The organism is Arthrobacter sp. SE2 (assembly GCF_058244265.1).
Genome location: NZ_JBZAYA010000011.1, coordinates 43,441 through 64,969, shown reverse-complemented (window position 1 = coordinate 64,969; position 21,529 = coordinate 43,441). Strand labels below are relative to the sequence as shown.

Sequence of the window (21,529 nt, the reverse complement as noted above, 5' to 3'; positions counted from 1 at the left end):
GATCTTGTCCCCGGGTGCATCACCACACGAGGCAACGAATAGTCCTACAAGTAGGGCCGAAACAGTCAGGGCCGCATGGCGACTCTGACGGCGGATTTTCGACAATTCGCTGTTTAGTAAATGGAGATTTGCGAGACCGTGGTGTTTGCAAACTGCAACCAGGCGTTCTTCCCAAAGTACTTCGCTCCGGCGCTCGTGGCGATATTTCCATCATTGTTTCCAGAGGAAAGTTGGAAGACGCCGGCGAGATGGACGTTAGTGGTGCCCGCGTTAGCCCAGCATGTGGTGGCTCCCGAAAAGAGCCACAGATATGCGTTGTTATTGCAACCGACACGATTGATTGCGTTTGCTGCGGGCGCGCCAGCCAAGGCGATGCCGGCGCTCAGGGCTATGCCGGTGAAGGCAGCAGTAATAGACTTCTTCGCTTTCATTTTCCCCCCAATATTTGTGCTGCGGATGATCTACATTCAGGCGCTTTCCTTGCCGATGGGCGTTGAAGCTATCACAGCTCGCAAGAGCGGGTCAACGACGCTGTACTCAGTTGTCCGTGTCGATAAACGTCGTGGTTTCTCCGAGCCGGCGATGCGCGCCTGTCTGCAATTCTGACTTCTCTGATCGGTTTAAGAATTTGGCCAGTTCGCTATCGTAGCGACGGTAAGCCATTACACTGGCAGGAAGTACCAGCTGAAAAGGACGCCGCAGGAATGCCCACTACCTCATCAGCCATCGGCATTCGTTCCGTTGGACAGACGTTTTCCTCGGACAAGCGAACCGCAACTACCCCGCCTATGACGAGCAATCGGCACCTTGGTTGGCTCATGGTGATAGCTGGTGTTATCGGCTGGTTCGCCTCAGGCGTCCTTGTCCTGGAAAAGCTCGAGGTACTCAAAGACCCCAACCACATCACCGTCTGTGACGTAAACCCTTGGATTTCCTGCGGCCAAGTGATGCAGCGATGGCAAAGTTCAGTTTTCGGCTTCCCCAACATGTTCATCGGAATCGTGGCTTTCGCCATCATCATCACCGTAGGAATGGCGCTGCTGTCCGGGGCCGAGTTTGCGCGGTGGTACTGGCTGGGACTGCAAACAGGAGTCTCTCTCGGCTTCATCTTCGTAGTATGGCTATGGTCCCAGGCCCTTTACGACATCCACATACTCTGCCCATTCTGCATGATCGTCTGGGCCGCGATGATTCCACTCTTCGTATGGTTGACCATCCGGAACATCACCGCCGGGATAATACCTGTACCGGACAAGGCCGCGCAGATCCTGGGCGACTATGGATGGATCATCACTGCGCTGCTGTACGTGACCGTGATCGCGACAATCTTCTTCGCGTTCATCCAAGTTTTCGTGGGAACCTCGGGCTTCTGAGCCCTTGGTTCTGGTGCAAAAGCATCAGGGAATGCAAGCATGCTGGGCTGGAGGCATCAGGTCAAGCCCTGGCTTGCCACCAACTAAAGACGCGGGCCAAGTCAGGCCCGGGCGATATGAGGTACCCAGATCTCTACGTGGTGCAGCGAACCCACCGGAACATCAGGCATGCGCAGAGTCTACGTTTGCCGGGAGTCCACGGGAATGCCAGGCAACTCCACCACAAATGCCGCGCCGCCCTCACGCGCAGCTCGCACACTGATGCGGCCACCCATCCGCTGCACGATCCTTGCGGCGATGGACAAACCCAGTCCGCTTCCAACAGGCCGTTCTCCGCTGTATCTCGCAAAGAGCGCACCGCGTTCAAACGCGACGGCGGCATCCGCCTCCGTGAGGCCAGGTCCGCCGTCGCGCACTTCCACAGTGAGCGCGCTGCCGGAAAGGTACGCGGCGAGCACAACGGGAACCCCTTCAGGTGTCACGCGCAGGGCGTTCTCCAGCAAGCCGTCCACCACTTGGCGCAGCCGCTGGCCATCGCTGCGGACCGGCAAGGGCCCAAGAGGCAGTTCGAGCCGTCCCGCGACCCCGTTCTGGACGCACACCGCTTGCCAGGCCTGCCAACTCTCGCGCAGGATCAAGGATGCGTCCACGGGCTGGATTTCCACGCGGAAATCGTCGGACTCAAGCCGAGCCAATTCCAGGAGATCGCGGACAAAACGGTCCAGGCGGTTGGTTTCGGCCACGAGGGTCCGCCCGACCCCGACCACGTCGTTTCCGCTGACCACGCCATCGGCAAGTGCCTCCGCGTAGCCCCGCAGCGCGGTCAGGGGCGTCCGGATTTCATGCGAAATGGAAAGCAGGAACTCGCGTTGGCGCCCCTCGCTGGTCCGGAGCGCGGCGTCGAGGGCCGCCAGCGCCTGCGAAACTTCCACTACTTCGGCCGGGCCGCCTGGCGCGACAGCCACGGATCGTTCTCCGGCCGCGAGCCGATGGGCCGAATGTGCTGTGCGCACCAAGGGCCGGCTCAACCATTGGGCCAACAGGCCGCCCGCCACGATGGCGAACACGAGGCAGACCGCGAGGGCGATCAGCATGCGGCTCAACAGGGGAGCAGCGGCGGCGCGGATTTCGGACACGGGCTGAGCCAGTACAACGCCACCGCCGGCCGCCAAGGGCCGGGCCTCGAGGACCACGGTGTTCTGCGGACCGTTCACCGACGTCGAGACCGACTTTCCGGCGAGGACATCCGCCACTGTCCTGGCATCCACCAGCCTTGCCCCGCCGCCTGTCACGCGACCGTCGGTGCTGATTTGCGCTAGCCTCGCGCCGTGCGTGAGCAGATCTGCGCGAAGGTCCTGCAGGCTTCCAATGCTTGACTGCTTACTGAGGGAATCGGCCTCAACCGCGAGATACTTCTTGGCTTCGTCCACGGCCGTGGCGTTGACCAGTTGCGCGGCCAGAAGGCCGGCAAGTACGACGGCGACAGTCGCGACGGCGGCGATCACCGCCGTCGTGCGACCGGCCAGTGTGCCGAACCAGCGCCTCACGTGGCTCTCCCGGCGGCGGGGCGGGGGCCGGACGATTGGGAAGCTGCGGCGGAATAGCCGACGCCGCGGCTTGTCGCGATGGGGGAGTACTCGCCGAGCTTGGCGCGGAGCTGCGCGATGTGCACATCCACGGTCCGTCCGGCGGCGTAACTGGCCTGCCCCCATACGGCGGACAGGAGCTGCTCACGGGAAAAGACCCGGCCAGGCTGCGCCATGAGGTACGCGAGGAGGTCGAATTCGGTGGCGGTCAGCGTGAGTTCCTCGGTGCCGGCGCGTGCGGTCCTGTTCAGCGGATCCAGTTCGACGCTGCCCAGCACGAGTGGTTTGGACCGTGGAGTGCCTTCGGTCCGGCGCAGGACGGCCTTGACCCGGGCGACCAGTTCGGAGGGCGAAAACGGCTTGGCGAGATAGTCGTCCGCGCCCAATTCCAGGCCAAGGACGCGGTCCACCTCCTCATCGCGGGCAGTGACGAACAATACCGGCGTCCAGTCCTCCGCCTGCCGCAGTTGCCTGCAGAGCTCGATCCCGTCCATGCCGGGCAGCCCGACGTCGAGGATCACCGCGACCGGTTTGAGCCGCTTGATCTGTGCCAGCGCGGAAATCCCGTCCCGCTCAACGTGTACGCCGAACCCCGCGCGGCCCAGATAGAGGCGCTGGATATCGGCAATCGCCTGTTCATCCTCGGCAATCAGCACCAATCCGCGGCTGTCTTCCATGCGTCCATTCAACAGCACGGACGGTTCCCTTGGAGCGTCGTTGTCAGCCGGTGGCGACGGTTTTACATTCCTCGAACATTGGCCGAACAGTCAGTTCACGCGGCCGGACCAGAGTGTGGTGAAGAGCGCCGGAGGATCGACCGCCGGCCGGAACAAAGGACACGGACAATGAACAACAGCACCCCGAGCTCCAGTACCCCCGCTGAAGGCCGCAAGCGCAGCAGGGTCCGCACCGCCGTCGTCGGCGTCCTGGCAGCTGGCCTCCTGCTGGGCGGCGGCGTGATCGCCGCAAACGCAGCCACCTCAAACAGCACGAGCGCGACGGCGGCAGCCGCCTCTCAGCCAACGACGGCGGCCGTGGCGGCCAAGACGGCCCTGGCGCGCCACCCGCTCGCGGCCGGGCTGCGGTTCTTCGTCAACGGCGACAGCAGCAAGCCGGGTTACGGTCAGCGCGCCGCGAAGATCGCCACCTTCATCCTGGACAAGCGCCCGAAGCTGGCCGCAAAGCTTCCAGCCGCCCTGCAGGCGGACTTGAAAGCGCTCAAGGATGCTGCGGACGGCGACCGGGTCGCGAAAGCCACCCACATCAGGGACACCGCGCTGAATGGCGGCTACGGTCCGAAGATCCAGGCGCAGGCAAAGCGGATGCAGGAGCAGAAGGCCGACCGCAAGGCCTAAGGGACAAGGCTTAAACGACGGCAAGGCTGGTTATTTGTAGCGTTCCGCTACAAATAACCAGCCTTGTTCTGCCGGCGCGGGCCGCCCGCAGCCCCCGCCCGCTGTGTGCCTAGGCCGGGACGGGGTCCCGGTCCGGCTCTGCTGCTACGAGTGTGCCGTCGTCGAACGGCATTTCGTCCAAGTCGATCAACGGGTTGGTGTCCTGGGTGGCCACCAGCTCGCGGGCCTCTGCCTGGGTGTCCACACTCGGCATGGAGCCCGGAAGCGGGCGCTGTGCGGATTCCCGCAGGAAGTAGATGGCGATTGCGCCAACCACGGACGTGCCCATGAGGTAATACGCGGGCATCATGTCGTTGCCAGTGCCCTGGATCAAGGCGGCGACGATGAACGGTGTGGTGCCGCCGAAGATCGCTACGGAGAAGTTGTAGGCGATGCCCATTCCCCCGTAACGGCTGGAGGTCGGGAACAGTGCCGGCAGCGCAGAGGCGAGGTTTGCCACATAGAACGTGACCGGGAAGGCGATCAGGGCCAGGCCGGCAAGCGTTGACCAGATATCGCCGATGCCGATCAGCAGGAAAGCCGGAACGGCGAATACAACGGTGCTGATGGCACCGATCCACAGTACGGGCCGGCGGCCGATCCGGTCGGAGAGCTTGCCCGTCAGCGGAATGCAGACTGCCATGATGACCAACACCGGGATGGTCAGCAGCGTGCCGTGAACGGGGTCGTAGCCCTTGGACTCGGTCAGGTAGGTGGGCATGTAGGAAGTCAGCATGTAGCCCACGGTGTTGGCGGCGGCGGCAAGGATCATGGCGAGGATGATCTGGCGCCAGTAAGCCTTCACGATGCCGATGGGGCCCTTGGCTACCGCGGCGTCGCCTGCTGCGGCGTCCGCGGCGAGGGCTTCCTGGGCATCCAAAGTGGCTTGGAACTGGGGTGATTCCTCGATCTTGCTACGGAAATACACCGCAATGACTCCGAGGGGACCAGCGAGGAGGAACGGCAGTCGCCAGCCCCAGTCCTCCATGGCCGACTGGCCGATGGTGAGCTGGAGGATGGAAACGAGGGCCGCACCCAGGGCGAAGCCGATGTAGGAGCCCATATCCAGGAAGCTCGCGAAGAAACCGCGGCGCTTGTCCGGAGCGTATTCGCTCACGAACGTAGTCGCGCCGGCGTATTCGCCGCCGGTCGAGAAACCCTGGATAAGTTTCAGGAGGACGAGCAGCACAGCCGCCCAGATGCCGATTTGTGCGTATCCAGGCAGGAGTCCGACGGCGAAGGTGCTGGCAGCCATCAGCAAGAGTGTTGTGGCGAGCACCTTCTGGCGGCCCACCTTGTCACCGAGCCAGCCGAAGATTACGCCGCCGAGTGGCCGTGCCACGAAGGTTGCGGCGAATGTTCCCAGAAGGAAGAGGGTCTGCACGGACTTATCGGCCTCCGGCAGGAAGACCGGCCCCATCGTGGTGATGAGGTAGCCGAACACGCCGACGTCGTACCATTCCATGGTGTTGCCGACGATCGTGCCGCCGAGTGCTTTTTTCAGCATGGGCTGGTCAACGACGTTGACGTCGGATACCTTGAGTCGACGGCGTGTTGGAAGTTTCAATTTTGAGGCACCGCGTGGTGCAGTCTTGCTCGTTGCAGCAGCGTTCCTAGCGCCTGCTGAAGAGTCGGTAATGCTTCGGTCTGTGGGCATTTGTGTTTCTCCTAGGGAGATCATTTGCTTGCGACATACAGCTGCTCCGCTCTGGGCAGGGTTTCAATTTTACGCGAGATTCGCCGGATCTGAGAGTCGGGCCCTGTAATTCGGGGCTATTCCACCCCCTTTTCGGGGCAAATGTCTGACATCCATTTGCCCCCTACAGCCCCGGAATCACGCGGATTTTGGCGCGATCCGGGGGTGCGTTACCAAATTGTTTGGTTCAGGGGCCCGAAACGCACAGTTTGCTGATCATTTCCGGTGGGTTTCCCGTAGTTTCCCCAGCACCACCGTGGCATCGAATTCTTCAGAATGGACCACAAGCGCGGACAGACCGGCGTCCCCGAACAAGGCCGCCGTCGTCGGGGCCTGCCGGATGCTCGTTTCGATCAGCAGCCGCCCCCCGGGAGCGAGCCACGACGGAGCCTCTCTGGCGATCCGGCGCTGCACATCCAAACCATCCGAGCCGCCGTCGAGCGCCACCCGCGGTTCATGCAGCCGGGCCTCCGGCGGCATCATCCCGATCGAGTCCGTAGGGACGTAGGGGGCGTTGGCCACCAGGACGTCCACCCGGCCGCGAAGAGTGTCCGGCAGGGCCGAAAAGAGATCGCCTTCGTGCACCTGGCCGCCCGCCAGCCCTATGTTTCGGCGGGCGCAGCGGACCGCTGCGGGGTCGACGTCGGCCGCGTGAAGCTCAATGCCGCCCACTGCGGCAACCAAAGCGGCACCCACGGCACCCGAGCCACAGCAAAGATCGACGACGACGGCGCCCGGCCGGACGAGGCGGGCAGCCTCCTGGACGAGGTGCTCCGTGCGGCGGCGGGGGACGAAGACGCCAGGTTCCACCGTGATGTGTTGGCCGCAGAACTCAGCCCACCCCAAGAGGTATTCAAGGGGCAATCCCGAGACGCGTTGTCCGAGCAACCGCTCAAGATCCTCGGGGGCGTGCGCCGCGGCGATGAGGAGCCGGGCCTCGTCCTCGGCGAAGACACAACCGGCAGAACGGAGCCGGGCTGTGACGGCGGAATGGGAAGGCTGGAACGCGGGTGCTGACATGGGAGAGCCTTTCGGGGTACCGAGGGGTGCTCTCCGGGCCATGCTAGCCGAGAGCGAAGGCGGAGGCCATGCGCGAAACGGCGTCGACAAAAGCCGGGGTTCACAAACACGCTGAGGAGTGTCTAGGGTGGGTGCATGGGAACACTGATTTTTGAATAGACCAGCCGATCCCGGTTCGTCGCAGATGCCCGCAAGGCACTGAAGATGCTTACCGGCACCGCTGAGTTTGAACCGACAAAAATCCACGCCTGCTGAGGCTTCGCCTCCGCGCCGTTTCTGTTGCTTTTGTTAGACCCAGGGTCTGGCAGCGGACGTCGCGTCCCGATACCTCCTCCGGCAAATCAAGAGCTTTAAAGGAGTCCACTGCATGACACCGAACACACCCGAAACCGACGCCGGGCAGGAACCAGTAGCGCAGGAAACCGACGCCCCGGCTGCCGGTGTCCGATCGAAACTGACTGACGCGCAGAAGGAGATGCTGGCCAGCAAATCCCGTGGCGGGGCAGCGAACAGCTGGCAAAGCACCGGAAAAGGACACAAGCCCACTCAAGCGAGTGGCAAGCTGGCCAAGTCCGAGAAGAAAGTCCGCTGGTAGATCCTGCAGACAAGCGGACCGCTCCCACCTAGTATGGAAAATCCCTTCGTTTCAATGCAGAAAGGAAGAACAATGGCTGCGAAGCACGTTGAGCAACAAATCAACTCCGAGGTGGCCAGCCACTTGGTCGAGTCCATGGATAAGGCGCCCATGCCGGCCCCTGCAACTGTGGCCATGGCCCTCGGCTCGACCCAAGGACAGGCCTGGCCAGACGGAAGCGGCAAGACCAGGCACCCCAAGGATCGCGGCGCCAGCCACGGCCGCGTCGGCCAACAGGCGGCGGTCGCCGCGGTCCACCGCACCAGCCGTCCCCAGCTGCCGCACTCCTCTTAGGAATATTCGCCCCCTCAGCCCAACTAACTCGCACTTAATGTCGTTATGAGCCCTCATAACGACATCTGCTGCCAGTCAGTTGGGCTGAGCTACGTGCGGGGGCGTGCGGGGGGCGTGCGCGTGGGGGCTGGGCTATGCGCGCTCGACGTCGGCGGGAGACTTGTCGGGGCGCCATCCGCGCCAGACGGGATGGCGCATCCTTTCGGTGCCGGTCCAGTCGCCGAACGTCACCTCTCCCACGAGCTCGGGGGACACCCAGTGCGCGGTGGCGGCGTCCTCGGCGGGGATGTCGCGGAAGGGGGAGTCCGGGCGGTCGAGCCCCTGCATGCGCTTCAGGATGTCGCGCAGCTGCCAGTCCTTGAACCCGGTGCCTACCCTGCCGGCGTAGCGCAGCTTGTCGCCGTCGGGAATCCCCACCAGCAACGATCCAATGGTTCCGAGCCTCGCCCCGGCACCGGGCCGCCAGCCACCCACCACCACTTCCTGCGTGCGTTCCAACTTGAGTTTGATCCAGGACCTGCTGCGCCGTCCCGGTTGGTACCGGCTATCCGCGCGCTTGGCCATGACGCCCTCCAAGCCAAGCTCGCTGGCGCTCGCCAAGATGTCGTCGAGGTCATGTTCCAGGATCTCGGATACATGGATAGGGGAGCCCTGGGCCGGCAGCTTGGCACGGAAGGCCGCCAGCCTGTCCCGGCGCTCGCTGAGCGGCAGGGAGGCGAGGTCGGCGCTGCCTTGGGATCCGGCGTCGTAGAGGAGATCGAACACCATGAGCTGCACGGGGACCGCGGCCCGGGCGCGTTCGACGTCGCCGGGTTTGAAGAGGTTCATCCGCTTCTGGAGCAACTCGAAGCTGGGCCGGCCGTCCTTGCTGAGTGCGACGATTTCGCCGTCTGCCACGAAGTCATAGTCAGGCCAGTAGCGCGGATCCGCCAGTTCGGGATAGGTGGGAGTCATGTCGATCCCGGAGCGGCTGGTCAACCTGATCTTGCCGCCCGAACCTGAAACGATGGCCCGGAATCCGTCCCATTTGAGCTCAAACAACCAGTCGCCGGAGGAGACATCGGCGGGGGTTCCGGGTGTTGCGAGCATGGGCGCGTAGCTGGGGGTCCCGTTCGGTTGTGGCTGGGCGTCGGGCAACAGCACCGTCCGGTGGCCCGTTTTGTCCTTCATCAGGTGGATTAGCCACTGAGACGGCGACTCCCCGGTGTGGATGAGCGCAAAGCGCCGGGTGCCGTGCAATCCGCCGCCGGGCTTGCCTGTGAGGGTGGCGATGACTTCCTTGCCGTCACGCCATTTTTCGCACTCGAACTCGCCGCTGTCCCAGATGCTGACTGTCCCGGCACCGTATTCGCCCTTCGGAATGATGCCCGCGAATTCCGCATACTCCATCGGGTGGTCCTCAGTCCGGACCGCGAGATGGTTCTTGTCCGGAGTGTCCGGCACGCCCCGCGGCAACGCCCAGGACGCCAGGACTCCGTTGTGCTCCAGCCGGAAGTCCAAGTGGAAACGGCGGGCATGGTGCTCCTGGATGACGAAGATTCCGCCGGGCGGATTGGGTTCCGTGTCCGCCTGGAGCGGGCGCGAACCGGGTTGGTGCTCGACGGCGGGAAATGGTTCGGGCGTCCGCTGCGGGTCGCGCTTCTCCACGTAGCTGGCCAGCCGCGGGTTTACCGCGGTGCTCCCGACGGCGGTGCCCCCGATGGCGGTGCTCCCATGCTCGTGCGTATGCTCGGACCGCCCGGCCGCCACCGCGGCGAAGGGGTCCTTTCCCTCTTTGACGCGCTTCATGACGGCCGTGAAGTCCAGATGCTCGAGCGTGGGCGAGGCGAGTTCATGCCACGTCCTCGGTGCAGCGACCATCGGGTGGACCCGACCGCGGAGGGAGTACGGGACGATGGTGGTCTTGTTCCCGCTGTTCTGGCTCCAGTCCACCAGCACCTTGCCGTTGCGCCGAGTCTTTTTCATGTCGCTGACCACGAGTTCCGGATGGTCGGCTTCGAGCGAGCGCGCCAACTCGTGCGCGAACGCGGAGACCTGCTCCCATTTGCGAGTGCCATCCAGCCCGGCGTAAAGATGGATCCCCTTGCTGCCGCTCGTCACAGGGACCGGATCGAGGCCGATGTCCTGCAGGATGCTGCGCGCCAGCTTGGCGACTTCGACGCATTCGGAAAGGCCGGTGCCGGGACCGGGGTCGAGGTCCAGGACAAGGCGGTCCGGCGGCAACATGGTTCCGTCGGCGTCCACTTGCCATTGCGGCACGTGGATTTCCAAGGCGGCAATCTGGGCCAGCCAGGTGAGCGTAGCGAGGTTGTTGACGAGCGGGTAAACGTTGCTGTGTTCCCTGTGCTGGATGGTGACCCGCGGAACCCACGACGGCGTGGAGTCATCCAGGTTCTTCTGGAAGAACATCTGCCCGGGATCCTCGGTGGTCCCTACCCCGTGCACCCAGCGCTTACGGGTTGCGGGCCGGTTGGCGGCAGCCGGGATCAGGAACGGGGCTACGGCGGCATAGTATTCGAGCACTTCGGCCTTGGTGGTGCCAGTCTCCGGGTAGATGATTTTGCCCAGGTTGGTGAGCGTCAGTTCGTGGCCTTCGACGTTGACGCGTTCCTTCTGGCTGGTTGCCACCTCTTCACCTCCGCCTTGTTGTGATGTTCACTTAGTGCATGAGGGCCATATGGAAGGGTTCTATCGCGTTCGGGCTGGTCAACGTACCCGTCAAGCTCTACAGCGCCACCGAGGACCACGATGTCAGTCTCCATCAGGTCCACAACAAGGACGGAGGCCGCATCCGTTACCAGCGGAAGTGCGAAATCTGCGCCTCTGTTGTGGATTACGAGGATATCGACAAGGCCTACGAAGAGGAAGGCCGTACGGTGGTGCTGTCCGCGGCCGATTTGAAGTCGCTGCCTGCGGAGAACAGCCGCGAAATCGAAGTGGTGGAGTTCGTTCCGGCTGAGCAGTTGGATCCCATCATGTACGAGCGGCCCTACTACCTCGAGCCGGATTCCAAGTCGCCCAAGGCCTACATGCTGCTTCTGCGCACACTGCAGGACACCGAGCGCGTGGCCATTGTGCAGTACGCCCTCCGGCAGAAGACCAGGCTCGGCGCGCTCCGGGTACGTGGCGACGTGCTGATGCTGCAATCCCTGCTCTGGGACGACGAGGTCCGCGAAGCCAACTTCCCGTCGCTGGAAACCGACGTCAAGATCTCCGACAAGGAACTCGAAATGTCCTCGGCCCTGGTGGACTCGATGGCGCGCGACTTCGAACCCGAGCAATACACCGACAACTACCAAGTTCAATTGCGCCAACTCATCGCAGCCAAGCTCGAAAAGGGAGACTCCATCGATACCGAGGAGACGTTCGGTGTAGCAGCCAGCGAAGGGGAAGGCGGCGAGGTCATCGACCTCATGGAAGCCCTCAAACGGAGTTTGGAGAAGAAACGCGGCAAAGAAGCCAGCGGGTCGTCCGCTGCGTCGTCCACCGAAGAGTCCGACGACGGCGCCACCGCCAAGGCGGCCAGCAAGCCGAGGGCGAGGGTCAGGAAAGCCTGACGCGCCGCCGTCGTGCGCTCCGCGAAAGCTGGACATGTCCCTCCGCGCCCGCGCCGGAGCAAGGCACATGTTCCTCCGAGGGCCTAGTGGTTTCGCAACGCCGAGATCAGCTCGGATTTCTTCTTGCTTGAGTACCCTGTGAGCCCCAGTTCCTTGGCCCGGGACCTCAATTGGGGCACGGTCCAGTCCTCATAGTCACCCGAGATGCCACCACGATGGCCGATTTCCTTGCGGCCCTCCTTGGCCGCGGCATTCGAGATTCTGGCGGCCTTTTCCTTCGAGGCGCCATCCTCCCGAAGGGTTTCGTAGAGTTCCGGATCCTTGAGGCTGGGATTCTTCTTGTTTGGCATGCGTTCCTCCTTCGGTCAGGATCCTGGCTAAGACGGAAGCTCCATCCGGAACCCGCAGCGGCACTGCAACACCTTTGTCGCCAGGTACACATCGAGCAGATCGACAGCGGGGTCCTCAGTGGACATTGGCGCATACACGCTGTGGAATCCGGTTCCCGATATCCTCATAGGTTCGCCGCAATGGATGTATTCGCCGCCGAATTGCAGCACACCTGATACTGAGCCTCGCTGGTTCAGGATGGCCGCGACGTCCTGGAAAGTCGCCGCATGGGCATAGAACGTGTCGCATTCCACGCAGGTGTAAGCGACATCCACGAGCTCTGCCACCGGCGGTTCGAGCGGCTCGATGGAATCCAGGATCACGTGCTCGGCAGTGCGGCAAGTGCCGCACCAGATTCGTTCCGCTCTGGGGTGAGGTGCGCCGTTGGGAACGATCGGGTCAGAGATAGTCGGCATCGACTTAACTCCTTGAAGCGGGAAGTGCGGCTCCCGCGCGAGGCGGAAGCCGCACTTCGGGCGGATTTAGTCCTTCTTGAAAGCGTCCTTGACCTTTTCGCCGGCCGATTTCAGGTCGCTCTTGCTCTGATCCATCTTGCCTTCGGCTTCGAGCTTCTCGTTGCCCGTCAGCTTTCCAGCCGCTTCCTTGGATTTGCCTGCAAGCTTTTCTCCGGCGTTCTGGATCTTGTCATCTGCACCCATGGACGTACTCCTTTTGCTGGTAAATGGATTACTTCATTCCGCCAAGCGGTGTGGGGCCTGGCCGGCAGGGGCCAGGCGCCCTAACTGCTGTTGTCGGTCAAACGCCGTGTGACCTACGGCCGGACATGAAGCTGAGGAGCCAGCCGATGGCCGCGACGATCAGGAGGACCACACCGACCCAGAGGAGCCAGCTCACGGCCTGCGAGAATCCGCCGACGAGCAGAAGAACGATTGCCACAACGCCTGCAATGATCAGAAGAGTGTTCACAATGACACATTCCTTACTTCAGCGGGACCGCCGGCAAGCGCCCGGGCCCCTTGCGATGTATTCGGTTATCGGTTCACTTGCGAACCGTGGTTCCCCGCCAGGCCCCCAGGCCCCGTGCAAGGTCCTGCTGTAGCGATACCGCCCATATTTTCGGGGTTTTCATCCGTTAGGGACCGGTACCGACTTCCTCCATGGTACTACTAAGCACCCTTATCAAATCAAGTACTAAGTACGCTTACAAAGATTTTTGGATATCGTCGTAGGCTAATTGGAAGGTCGTGCGCCGGGTTCCAGCGCACGCATCGGATGGTCGTCTAGGAGGAGAAAACGTGAAAGCATCGCAAACCCTGGCAGATAATCTCCAGCTGGTCCTGACGGATCTGATTGAACTCCAGCTCCAAGGAAAACAGGCGCATTGGAACATCGTTGGGGCCAATTTTCGGGACCTGCATCTGCAGCTTGACGAACTCGTCGCAGCGGCCCGGGAGTTCGCCGATGAAACCGCCGAAAGGATGCGGGCGCTCCATGCCCTTCCGGATGGCCGCAGCAGCACCATCGCTGCCTCAACCAGGCTGGAGCGATTCCCCGCGGGATTGACCAAAACCAAAGACGCCGTAAAACTGATCACCGACCGCCTGGAGCGGACGGTACAAACCATACGTGATGTCCACGACGAAGTAGACAAAGAAGACCCCACGACGGCGGACCTGCTCCACGCGTTCATCGCCCGTTTGGAGCAGCTCGCCTGGATGATCAGTGCCGAGATCATGTCCGCGAGTGCGTCCGTGGCAGACCCGCAGGAAGCTTAGAAAGCCGGGACCCAGGCAAACGGCGCCAGGCATGCCACGGCTCCGCCGCAGCAAACCCGGCACTCCGGGCATTTCCCGGCGAAGGTCCGGCCGCGGATTCAGCTACTACCATCCGGACGGATCGCTTATCGCGGGTGGGGAGCGCAAGCGCCTTGACTCGCTGGCGATTCCTCCGGCGTGGTCCGATGTCTGGATATGTCCGTTCGAGAACGGGCACATCCAGGCAATGGGAGTGGACGACGCCGGCCGGAGCCAATACATCTACCACCCGGAATGGCGTGCCCGCCAGGATATTGAAAAGTTCGCCCGGGCTGCTCGGCTCGGGGCCCTCCTGCCGCAGGCGCGGCGTCTGGTCTCCCGGCATCTGAGGGAGTCAGCTTCGGAGAAGACCAAAACCTTGGCCGCGGCCGTGCGGCTCATGGATCTCGGTGCCTTACGCGTTGGATCCGATGGTTACACGCGCCGCAACGGCTCATATGGGCTCACCACGCTGAGGTGCAAGCACGTCAAGGTCAACAGGGATGCGGTCTCCCTGCATTTCCCGGGGAAAAGCGGTCAAACCTGGGATTCCACCATCGAGGACCCTGTGCTGGCCCGATTCCTCGGACCCTTGGCGGGCAGGCCCGGCAAGGAGTCCCTGCTGGTCTTCCAGAACGGTGAGGGCAGCGTCTGCCTGAATGCCGCGATGGTCAACGAGTACCTTCGCCACATCACCGGCGGCGACTATACGGCCAAGGACTTCCGCACGTGGAAAGGGACCGCGGCAGCCGGCATGGCGCTCGCAGGCAGATCGAAAGTGCCCCCCCGCCAACGAGTCCTCGAGGCGATCAAGCAAACCGCCGAACTGCTCGGCAACACGCCCACGGTGGCGAGGGCGGCCTACGTCGATCCGCGCGTCGTCGAGGGTTTCCTTGCCGGTGACATAGAACAGCTCAAGGCCACCGAGCCGGAAATTGCGGCCTACCTGAACAATCTGCCCTGAACTAACAAAGAGCATGCTCCCCGATGGCTACGAGGGATGGACAAATTAGGAATATGTCCATCCCTGAGTGCCAAGGGAGAGCATGCTCAGTGGGGTTACTCGGCGTCGTGGTCCGTTTCGAGGATCTTCACGAGGTGGTCCAGGGCTTCGTCGGCCCCGGCACCTTCGGCGCGCAGCACAACGACGTCGCCGAATGAAGCTCCGAGGCTCATCAGGGAGAGGATGCTGGCGGCGTCCATGGCGTCGTCGGCGGGCTCGCCTTCGCGGGCGATCGTGACCTCGAGGTCCAGTTCGCCGGCGGCTTCGGCGAAGATGGCTGCCGGGCGGGCGTGCAGGCCGACGCGGCTGGCGATGGTGGCGGTACGTTCGGACATTGTTGCTCCTTCGATTGTGGGCTTGGGGAAAGTCTAGAGACCCAGCTCGTCCAGGATAGGCAGCTGGGCACGAACGGCTCGGCGCGCGGCGGATGCACTCGGGGCGGCCAGCGCCGTCGTCGCGAGTTTTTGGGCTTGTGCCACGGTGACGGTTGCCAGGACAGCGGAAACGGCAGCCAGGGCGCGTGCACTCATGGAAAGCGTCGCGACGCCCAGTCCAACGAGTACGACGGCGAGGGCGGGGTCCGCGGCTGCCTCGCCGCATACTCCCACGGGCCGGGCGATGCCGCCCGCGCTGGCGGCAGCAGCGCCGTCGGCGGTCAACTTCACGAGCTGCAGCACGGCGGGCTGCCACGGATCATTGAGCGTGGCGAGCGGGCCGAGTTGGCGGTCCGCGGCCATGGCGTACTGGGTGAGGTCGTTGGTTCCGAGCGAGGCGAAGCTGACTTCGCGCAGCACGGAGGCGGCGGTCAGGGCAGCTGACGGGACTTCGACCATGACGCCGGGGGTCTTCAATCCGGCGGCTGAGCAGAGGGCTGCGAAATGCGCGGCTTCCTCGGCCGTCGAGATCATGGGTGCCATGACCCACACTTCTGCCTGGTTGTTGATCTCAGCTGCCGCGATCGCCGCCAGCTGGCGTTCGAGGACCCCGGGGGAGGTGAGGTCGGTGCGGTACCCGCGGACACCCAGCGCAGGGTTGGGCTCGTCCGCGTTGGTGAGGAACGGCAAGGGCTTGTCGGCGCCGGCGTCGAGGGTTCGGACCACTACCTTCTTGCCCGGGAACGCGGCGAAGACGGCGCCGTAGGCGGCGATCTGCTCCTCGACGGTTGGTTCGTCGTCACGATCCAGGAAACAGAATTCGGTGCGCAGCAGACCGACGCCCTCGGCACCGGCGTCGGCGGCTTTGACCGCGTCGGCGCCTGTACCGACGTTGGCGAGCAGAGGAACCCGGAACCCGTCGGCCATGACGTTGCTCCCGCTGAAGGCGGCAATCGTAGACGCCTGGTTGGCCCAAGCCTTTGCCGCGAGGCGGAGTTCCTCGTCCGGGTCAACCGTGATGGTGCCGGCAGCGCCGTCGAGGTAGACCTCGGTGCCGTCCCGGATCTCGTCGACCCCCGGGGCGGCGACGATCGCGGGAAGCCCGAGGGCGCGGGCCAGGATGGCGGTGTGGGACTGCGGGCCGCCGCTTGAGGTGATCAGCGCGATCACCTTGGCGGGGTCCAGGGTGGCAGTGTCTGCCGGGGCGAGGTCCTCGGCGGCCAGGATGAACGGAACGTCCGGCGCCGGGATGCCCGGCGCGGGCAGCCCACGCAATTCAGAGACGATGCGGGCGCGGACGTCCAGGACGTCGGCCACGCGCTCTGCCATGTAGCCGCCGAGGGCCTTCAACGAGTCTGCAACCCTGGCAGCTGCCTCCCAGATGGCCCGTTCGGCGGTACGTGCGCCGCCCGGAGCCTCGGGGGAGAGGAGCCTGATGGCCGATTTCACCAACATGGGATCGGCGGCCATCAGGGCGGTTGCTTCCAGGACCTCTTTGCCTTCGCCGGACGCTGTGGCGGCTCGGGCACGGAGTTCCGCCTGCACGGCCTTGGCGGCATCCTTGATGCGCTGGCCCTGCGATTCGACGGTTACGTCCACAGGAATATTGACGTTCTCGTGGGGCTCTTGAACCGGCTTCGGCATCTGCCGTACCGGCCCCAGAACACGCCCGGGGGCAACGCCTACACCTGAAAAGGTCTGCATGGATTAGTCCTCTACTTGCTTGCTGACGGTGGGGTCAGGCTGCGACCGGAACAGGAGCCTGCTCTGCCTCAACCGGCTTCCGGACTGCCCAACGCTTGAGCGCGAGCAGGACCATGGCCGTGATCACGACGCCTACCGCGATCGAGCCGAAGAACAACAGGAAGTTGTTCATGGCGAAGAAGACGAAGATTCCGCCGTGCGGAGCCTGCGAGGTGACCCCGAAGGCCATGCTCAGCGCACCGGTTACGGCGCCGCCCACCATGCTGGCCGGGATGACGCGCAGCGGATCGGCAGCTGCGAACGGGATGGCGCCTTCGGAGATGAAGGAAGCACCCAACAGCCAGGCTGCCTTGCCGTTTTCACGCTCGGCCAGGCTGAAGCCCTTTTTGTTGAGCACGGTTGCCAGTGCCATGGCGAGCGGGGGAACCATGCCGGCCGCCATGACGGCGGCCATGATCTGCCAAGGAGCCTGGTTGGCCGCGCTTCCGGCGCCGAGGCCGGCCACTGCGAAGGAGTAGGCCACCTTGTTGACGGGACCGCCCAGGTCGAAGCACATCATGAGGCCAAGGATGATGCCGAGAACGATGGCGGAGACGCCAGTCATGCCGGAGAGCCACGCGTTGAGGCCCTTGGTGATTGCAGCGATGGGGCCGCCGAGAACCAGGAACATGAGCCCGGATGCAACGATCGAGGCCGCGAGCGGGATGATCACCACGGGCATGAGGCCGCGCAGCCAGCGCGGAACCTTGAAGGTGCCGATCCAGTGTGCCGTGACACCAGCCAGCAGGCCGCCTACCAGACCGCCCAGGAAGCCTGCGCCCATGTAGCCAGCAACAGCGCCGGAGACGAAGCCGGGAGCGATGCCGGGCCGGTCCGCGATGCCATAAGCGATGTAGCCCGCCAAGGCGGGGACGAGGAAGCCAAGGGACAATGCGCCGATCTTGAACAGCACGGCGCCTAAGTATGCGCCCAGTGGGCCCCAAGCGTGCGCGGGGAAATCGGTGGGCAGGTTGCCAAGCGTGTTCGCTCCGAGGATCTTGTCGGCGGCACCGGCGATCTCGTAGCCGCCGAGGAGGAAGCCCAAGGCAATGAGTAGGCCGCCACCGGCGACGAACGGGATCATGTAGCTGACACCAGTCAGCAGGACCTTCTTGACCTTGGTGCCGAAGTGCTCGCTGGCGGCCTCTGATGCGTGTTCGGCGTTTTCTTCGGCGCCGAAGTGCGGAACGCGGTGGGCGTGAGGGTCGGAGGCAGCTGCGAGGGCTTCCCGCACCATCTTGGCCGGCTCGTCAATGCCACGCTTGACCGGCGCGTTGATGACCGGCTTGCCGGCGAAGCGTTCCTTGCCGCGGACATCGACGTCTACTGCGAAGATCACGGCGTCAGCAGCGGCAATGACAGCCGGGTCCAACGCGGTGAATCCACCCGAGCCCTGGGTTTCCACCTGGAGGTCGACGCCCATCTCCTTGGCGGCAGCCACGAGGGAGTCGGCTGCCATGTAGGTGTGGGCGATGCCGGTGGGGCAGGCCGTGACGGCGACGATGCGCTTGGGCGCCATAGCCGAAGCGGCACGGGCCGAAGCCGGTGCCTCGGCGCCGGGTGCTGCCGATTCTGCCGCATGTGCAGCCGGCTTGTCGGCCAGCGCGCCTTCAACAAGGTCGACGATGTCCTGCTCGGTGGCGGCTGCTCGCAGGGCCGCCGTGAAGTCCTTCTTGATGAGGGAACGGGCCAGCTTGGAGAGCAGCTTCAAGTGCTCCTGGTCTGCTCCTTCCGGGGCGGCAATGAAGAAGATGATGTCCGCGGGGCCGTCCTTGGCGCCGAAGTCCACCTTGTGTGAAAGCCGGGCCATTGCCAGCGTCGGCTCAGTCACGGCAGCGGAGCGGCAGTGCGGGATGGCGATGCCGCCGGGTACGCCCGTGGCAGTCTTCTGCTCGCGGGCGAAGGCGTCGGCGAAGAGCCCTTCAACCTCGGAGGCGCGTCCCGCTGCGGCAACTTTGCCTGCCAGGAAGCGGATGACATCGGCGGGAGAATCGCCGAGGTTCTGGTCAAGGGAGACCAGTTGGGGGGTGATGAGCTGGGTCACTGTTAGTCCTTCTGAAGGGCCGTGATGGTTACGGCGTCGGGAGTTGTTTGGTGGACCGCCGGGACAGTGGAGCCCGGCAGCGAAGCAGCGGCGGCACCGTGTGCCACAGCCTGACGGAGGCAGTCCTGCGCGGAACCGCCGCGAGTGGCGGCCAGCAGATAGCCAGCAAGGGATGAATCGCCGGCACCAACTGTGCTGACGGCTTGGATCGGCGGATGCGTGGCGAACCACGCGCCGTCGGCGGTTACCAGGACGGCGCCTTTGGAACCGAGTGTTGCGAGTACTGCACCCACACCGCTGCCGACGACGGCGGCGGCGGCCCTGGCGGCAAGGCCCGGGTCCGCTTCCAGTTCGTCAGCTGTGTGGACGTCCGTGAGGCCCGCTGCCGCGGCCAGTTCGGCCAGTTCTTCCGCGTTGGGCTTCAAGAGATCGGGCTTGCTACTGATGTTGCCGAGTGAATCGCCACTGATGGCGGCAACCAGCGGGGCGCCCGAAGAGTCGATTGCGATAAGCGGGGCGTCGCCGTTTGCAGGATCGTTGTGCGTGGAACGGATCCGGCGGGCGACCGTAGCGTAGAAATCCGCCGGAACTCCTGGTGGGAGCGATCCGGCGAGTACCACCCAGCTGGCGCCACGGGAGCGGTCCAGCAGCAGCCCGATCAGGGCTTCCTGCTCGTCCAGGCTCAACTCCGGGCCGGGCTCGTTGATCTTGGTGGTGACGCCGTCCGGTTCGGTGAGCGTCACGTTGCTGCGAAGCGGCGCACTGATGGGGAGCGCCGCGTAGGGGACGCCGTCGTCGAGCAGTCCGGCAAGGACGGGATCGGAATCCCCGCCCGGCAGGACTGCGACGGTGTCCAGGCCCGAGGCGACCAGCGCCCGGGAGACATTGACGCCCTTGCCGCCGGAATGCTGGTGGACGGCAACGGCGCGTTGCACCTCGCCGCGGGCCAGGGGGGCTGGAAGCTCCACGGTGCGGTCCAGGCTCGGGTTGGCGGTCAGAGTGACGATCATGCGATCACCACGTCGACGCCGGCCTCGGCCAAAGCGGCGGAGAGCTCTTCGGAGGGTTCGTGGTCAGTAATCACGGTGTCCACATCTTTGAGGGCTGCGAACTGGACGAGAGTTTCCGCGTCCAGCTTGGAGGAATCCGCGAGGACGACGACGCGCCGTGCGGACGTGACGAAGGCGGCCTTGACGGCGGCTTCTTCGGGGTCAGGGGTGCTGAGCCCGAACGTGGCGTGGATACCGTTGGCGCCGACGAAGGCGATGTCCGGGCGGAGCCGGGAGGCGGCCTCGACCGTGGACTGCCCGACGGCGGCCTGGGTGAGCCCGCGGACGCGGCCACCCAGGATCTGGAGGGCGATGCGCGGATTGCCGGAGAGCCGTCCGGCGATGGGGATGGCGTGGGTGATAACCACCAGTTCTTCACGCGGGGCGTTCCCGTTGGAAGACGCCGTGCGCTGCGCGGTGCGCTGGTCCAGCAAGCGGGCGAGGGCTTCGGTGGTGGAGCCGGCATCGATCAGGATGCTGCCGGCTGCGTTCTCGGGGATGAGGGCAAGGGCGGCCTCGGCGATACGGAGCTTTTCCGGTTGGCGCTGGATGGCACGCTCAACCACGCTTTCCTCGCGGGTGCTGAGCCGGTCCGACGGGACTGCACCACCGTGGACACGGCGAAGATTGCCTGCGGATTCGAGGGCGGCGAGGTCACGGCGGACGGTCTCCGTGGTGATGCTGAATCGATCCGCAAGGTCTGTGACGCTGACCCGTCCACGCTCGGCGACGAGCTCGGAGATCAGCTGTTGGCGCTCCTCGGCAAACACATACCCTCCATTGCGTACAAGCTGTAGGTACACCAGTGACTGTGATCACATGATGTGGAATTGCTTGACTCTATCTTTGTTCATGTTGGTCTGTCAACAGAAAACAACATAAACAAAGATATTGTGTTGGTTTGGGTTTGTTGAGGGGGTTGGGGTGGGTTCTGAAGGCGCCCTGAGCGCGGGTTTGACGACGGGTTCGACGTCGGACGGGCGCGACCTCGGGCCGGCACGACGATGTAACCGGTCCGACGCAGGGCTGGCTAGCCTGGATGGGTTGGTCGAGTAAGGGCTGGCTGCTCTATCGTCGGACCGGAAGGTGTCCTACGGCCACTCGATCTCCCGTAGACCGGGGTAGTCGATGGGGAGGTTGTCCGGGTCCGGAGGGTCGGGCAAGCGGGGCCGGGGAGAGGAGTCCGTTTCTTGCCGGTGCTTGTTCCTCTTTTGGTCCAGCTCATCCGACTCTTGCCGGGAGTCTTCCTCGGGCCGTCGCTGCTGTGTACTTTCAAGCTTCATGGTGCTTCCTTCGGGTAATGCTGCATGTCGTTGGCTAAGCAGGAATTTCCAACTCGAACCCGCAACTGCATCTCAAGACCTTGATGTGGAGTTGGGCTTCCGGGGGAGAGTTGCGTGATCGGGGCCTGCCCGCTTGCGGTGCCCTGAAGCTTCGCAGCGCGGTTTTCGCTTCACGGAGGGGTTCACCGCAGTGGAAATAGTGGCTTCCGAACTCCAGAAGGCCATCCTGAATCCCCCGACGATTCAGGATGGCCCCCGCCTGCTGGACAGTGGCTGCGTGGCTGTAGGAAAACCCGCAGGAAGTGCACGTGTAAAACACGGCAAGCTGTTGGGAA

23 protein-coding genes are annotated in these 21,529 nt (G+C 64.0%); 7 read left to right on the top strand and 16 right to left on the bottom strand.

What is annotated here, in order from left to right; genetic code table 11:
- Positions 1–113: 113 nt before the first annotated feature.
- Complete coding sequence (locus AC4CS3_RS15755; RefSeq protein WP_490784253.1) at positions 114–431, bottom strand: beta/gamma crystallin domain-containing protein; 318 nt, start codon at positions 429–431, stop codon at positions 114–116.
- Positions 432–704: 273 nt separating this feature from the next.
- Here AC4CS3_RS15755 and AC4CS3_RS15750 point away from each other — a divergent pair, with 273 nt between their 5' ends.
- Positions 705–1,373, top strand: a complete 669-nt coding sequence (locus AC4CS3_RS15750) for a vitamin K epoxide reductase family protein (protein WP_490784252.1) — start codon at positions 705–707, stop codon at positions 1,371–1,373.
- A gap of 179 nt (positions 1,374–1,552) precedes the next feature.
- Here AC4CS3_RS15750 and AC4CS3_RS15745 read toward each other — a convergent pair whose 3' ends face one another.
- Positions 1,553–2,920 (bottom strand): sensor histidine kinase, encoded by a 1,368-nt coding sequence (locus AC4CS3_RS15745; protein WP_490784251.1) that lies wholly within the window; start codon positions 2,918–2,920, stop codon positions 1,553–1,555.
- Entirely contained in the window at positions 2,917–3,636 is a 720-nt protein-coding gene (locus AC4CS3_RS15740) for a response regulator transcription factor (RefSeq protein WP_490784250.1), read from the bottom strand. The genes AC4CS3_RS15745 and AC4CS3_RS15740 overlap by 4 nt, the downstream gene beginning before the upstream one ends.
- Before the next feature lie 168 nt (positions 3,637–3,804).
- Here AC4CS3_RS15740 and AC4CS3_RS15735 point away from each other — a divergent pair, with 168 nt between their 5' ends.
- On the top strand, positions 3,805–4,314 hold the full coding sequence (locus AC4CS3_RS15735; protein ID WP_490784249.1) for a hypothetical protein: 510 nt from the start codon (positions 3,805–3,807) through the stop codon (positions 4,312–4,314).
- 109 nt (positions 4,315–4,423) lie between these two features.
- Here the strand turns inward: AC4CS3_RS15735 and AC4CS3_RS15730 are convergent, their stop codons facing one another.
- Positions 4,424–6,010, bottom strand: coding sequence for an MFS transporter (locus AC4CS3_RS15730; protein ID WP_490784248.1), 1,587 nt, complete (start codon positions 6,008–6,010; stop codon positions 4,424–4,426).
- A 255-nt stretch (positions 6,011–6,265) separates the two neighbouring features.
- Entirely contained in the window at positions 6,266–7,069 is an 804-nt protein-coding gene (locus AC4CS3_RS15725) for a putative protein N(5)-glutamine methyltransferase (RefSeq protein ID WP_441413822.1), read from the bottom strand.
- Positions 7,070–7,436: 367 nt separating this feature from the next.
- Here AC4CS3_RS15725 and AC4CS3_RS15720 point away from each other — a divergent pair, with 367 nt between their 5' ends.
- Both AC4CS3_RS15720 and AC4CS3_RS15715 read left to right on the top strand, forming a co-directional pair.
- Positions 7,437–7,664: a hypothetical protein gene (locus tag AC4CS3_RS15720; protein WP_284754430.1), complete on the top strand. Its 228-nt coding sequence runs from the start codon at positions 7,437–7,439 to the stop codon at positions 7,662–7,664.
- Positions 7,665–7,736: 72 nt separating this feature from the next.
- Positions 7,737–7,997 (top strand): hypothetical protein, encoded by a 261-nt coding sequence (locus tag AC4CS3_RS15715; RefSeq protein WP_490784247.1) that lies wholly within the window; start codon positions 7,737–7,739, stop codon positions 7,995–7,997.
- Positions 7,998–8,129: 132 nt separating this feature from the next.
- Here AC4CS3_RS15715 and AC4CS3_RS15710 read toward each other — a convergent pair whose 3' ends face one another.
- Positions 8,130–10,625 carry an ATP-dependent DNA ligase gene (locus tag AC4CS3_RS15710; RefSeq protein WP_490784246.1) on the bottom strand — a complete coding sequence of 832 codons (2,496 nt, stop codon included), beginning with the start codon at positions 10,623–10,625 and terminating at the stop codon, positions 8,130–8,132.
- A 38-nt stretch (positions 10,626–10,663) separates the two neighbouring features.
- Here AC4CS3_RS15710 and ku point away from each other — a divergent pair, with 38 nt between their 5' ends.
- Entirely contained in the window at positions 10,664–11,554 is an 891-nt protein-coding gene (gene ku, locus AC4CS3_RS15705) for a non-homologous end joining protein Ku (RefSeq protein WP_490784245.1), read from the top strand.
- A gap of 83 nt (positions 11,555–11,637) precedes the next feature.
- On the opposite strand, the gene AC4CS3_RS15700 is transcribed toward ku, so the two are convergent.
- The 4 genes from AC4CS3_RS15700 to AC4CS3_RS15685 all read right to left on the bottom strand — a co-directional run bounded on the left by AC4CS3_RS15700 (position 11,638) and on the right by AC4CS3_RS15685 (position 12,871).
- A complete protein-coding gene (locus tag AC4CS3_RS15700; protein ID WP_490784244.1) occupies positions 11,638–11,904 on the bottom strand; it encodes a DUF7218 family protein in 267 nt (88 codons plus the stop codon).
- A 27-nt stretch (positions 11,905–11,931) separates the two neighbouring features.
- Complete coding sequence (locus AC4CS3_RS15695) at positions 11,932–12,360, bottom strand: hypothetical protein (protein WP_490784243.1); 429 nt, start codon at positions 12,358–12,360, stop codon at positions 11,932–11,934.
- Positions 12,361–12,426: 66 nt separating this feature from the next.
- Complete coding sequence (locus tag AC4CS3_RS15690; protein WP_234754057.1) at positions 12,427–12,603, bottom strand: CsbD family protein; 177 nt, start codon at positions 12,601–12,603, stop codon at positions 12,427–12,429.
- Between the two features lie 97 nt (positions 12,604–12,700).
- Positions 12,701–12,871 (bottom strand): DUF2207 domain-containing protein, encoded by a 171-nt coding sequence (locus AC4CS3_RS15685; protein ID WP_139359614.1) that lies wholly within the window; start codon positions 12,869–12,871, stop codon positions 12,701–12,703.
- 329 nt (positions 12,872–13,200) lie between these two features.
- Here AC4CS3_RS15685 and AC4CS3_RS15680 point away from each other — a divergent pair, with 329 nt between their 5' ends.
- On the top strand, positions 13,201–13,680 hold the full coding sequence (locus AC4CS3_RS15680) for a Dps family protein (RefSeq protein WP_490784242.1): 480 nt from the start codon (positions 13,201–13,203) through the stop codon (positions 13,678–13,680).
- Positions 13,681–13,711: 31 nt separating this feature from the next.
- On the top strand, positions 13,712–14,662 hold the full coding sequence (locus tag AC4CS3_RS15675) for a DNA topoisomerase IB (protein ID WP_490784241.1): 951 nt from the start codon (positions 13,712–13,714) through the stop codon (positions 14,660–14,662).
- 95 nt (positions 14,663–14,757) lie between these two features.
- Here AC4CS3_RS15675 and AC4CS3_RS15670 read toward each other — a convergent pair whose 3' ends face one another.
- From AC4CS3_RS15670 to AC4CS3_RS15645, 6 genes are all read right to left on the bottom strand, one after another.
- Positions 14,758–15,036, bottom strand: coding sequence for an HPr family phosphocarrier protein (locus AC4CS3_RS15670; RefSeq protein WP_490784240.1), 279 nt, complete (start codon positions 15,034–15,036; stop codon positions 14,758–14,760).
- A gap of 33 nt (positions 15,037–15,069) precedes the next feature.
- Positions 15,070–16,779 carry a phosphoenolpyruvate--protein phosphotransferase gene (gene ptsP, locus AC4CS3_RS15665; protein ID WP_490784239.1) on the bottom strand — a complete coding sequence of 570 codons (1,710 nt, stop codon included), beginning with the start codon at positions 16,777–16,779 and terminating at the stop codon, positions 15,070–15,072.
- 34 nt (positions 16,780–16,813) lie between these two features.
- On the bottom strand, positions 16,814–18,862 hold the full coding sequence (locus AC4CS3_RS15660; protein ID WP_490784238.1) for a PTS fructose transporter subunit IIABC: 2,049 nt from the start codon (positions 18,860–18,862) through the stop codon (positions 16,814–16,816).
- 2 nt (positions 18,863–18,864) lie between these two features.
- A complete protein-coding gene (locus AC4CS3_RS15655; protein WP_490784237.1) occupies positions 18,865–19,872 on the bottom strand; it encodes a 1-phosphofructokinase family hexose kinase in 1,008 nt (335 codons plus the stop codon).
- On the bottom strand, positions 19,869–20,681 hold the full coding sequence (locus AC4CS3_RS15650) for a DeoR/GlpR family DNA-binding transcription regulator (protein WP_234754051.1): 813 nt from the start codon (positions 20,679–20,681) through the stop codon (positions 19,869–19,871). The genes AC4CS3_RS15655 and AC4CS3_RS15650 overlap by 4 nt, the downstream gene beginning before the upstream one ends.
- Before the next feature lie 321 nt (positions 20,682–21,002).
- Positions 21,003–21,194, bottom strand: a complete 192-nt coding sequence (locus AC4CS3_RS15645) for a hypothetical protein (RefSeq protein ID WP_490784236.1) — start codon at positions 21,192–21,194, stop codon at positions 21,003–21,005.
- Between the last annotated feature and the right edge of the window lie 335 nt (positions 21,195–21,529).

Excerpts from the sequence above, each read along its gene's own strand:
- AC4CS3_RS15755 (WP_490784253.1), bottom strand. The coding sequence starts at position 431 with ATGAAAGCGAAGAAGTCTATTACTGCTGCCTTCACCGGCATAGCCCTG.
- AC4CS3_RS15750 (WP_490784252.1), top strand. The coding sequence starts at position 705 with ATGCCCACTACCTCATCAGCCATCGGCATTCGTTCCGTTGGACAGACG.
- AC4CS3_RS15740 (WP_490784250.1), bottom strand. The coding sequence starts at position 3,636 with ATGGAAGACAGCCGCGGATTGGTGCTGATTGCCGAGGATGAACAGGCG.
- AC4CS3_RS15735 (WP_490784249.1), top strand. The coding sequence starts at position 3,805 with ATGAACAACAGCACCCCGAGCTCCAGTACCCCCGCTGAAGGCCGCAAG.
- AC4CS3_RS15730 (WP_490784248.1), bottom strand. The coding sequence starts at position 6,010 with ATGCCCACAGACCGAAGCATTACCGACTCTTCAGCAGGCGCTAGGAAC.
- AC4CS3_RS15725 (WP_441413822.1), bottom strand. The coding sequence starts at position 7,069 with ATGTCAGCACCCGCGTTCCAGCCTTCCCATTCCGCCGTCACAGCCCGG.
- AC4CS3_RS15720 (WP_284754430.1), top strand. The coding sequence starts at position 7,437 with ATGACACCGAACACACCCGAAACCGACGCCGGGCAGGAACCAGTAGCG.
- AC4CS3_RS15715 (WP_490784247.1), top strand. The coding sequence starts at position 7,737 with ATGGCTGCGAAGCACGTTGAGCAACAAATCAACTCCGAGGTGGCCAGC.
- ku (WP_490784245.1), top strand. The coding sequence starts at position 10,664 with ATGAGGGCCATATGGAAGGGTTCTATCGCGTTCGGGCTGGTCAACGTA.
- AC4CS3_RS15700 (WP_490784244.1), bottom strand. The coding sequence starts at position 11,904 with ATGCCAAACAAGAAGAATCCCAGCCTCAAGGATCCGGAACTCTACGAA.
- AC4CS3_RS15695 (WP_490784243.1), bottom strand. The coding sequence starts at position 12,360 with ATGCCGACTATCTCTGACCCGATCGTTCCCAACGGCGCACCTCACCCC.
- AC4CS3_RS15690 (WP_234754057.1), bottom strand. The coding sequence starts at position 12,603 with ATGGGTGCAGATGACAAGATCCAGAACGCCGGAGAAAAGCTTGCAGGC.
- AC4CS3_RS15675 (WP_490784241.1), top strand. The coding sequence starts at position 13,712 with ATGCCACGGCTCCGCCGCAGCAAACCCGGCACTCCGGGCATTTCCCGG.
- AC4CS3_RS15670 (WP_490784240.1), bottom strand. The coding sequence starts at position 15,036 with ATGTCCGAACGTACCGCCACCATCGCCAGCCGCGTCGGCCTGCACGCC.
- ptsP (WP_490784239.1), bottom strand. The coding sequence starts at position 16,779 with ATGCAGACCTTTTCAGGTGTAGGCGTTGCCCCCGGGCGTGTTCTGGGG.
- AC4CS3_RS15655 (WP_490784237.1), bottom strand. The coding sequence starts at position 19,872 with ATGATCGTCACTCTGACCGCCAACCCGAGCCTGGACCGCACCGTGGAG.
- AC4CS3_RS15645 (WP_490784236.1), bottom strand. The coding sequence starts at position 21,194 with ATGAAGCTTGAAAGTACACAGCAGCGACGGCCCGAGGAAGACTCCCGG.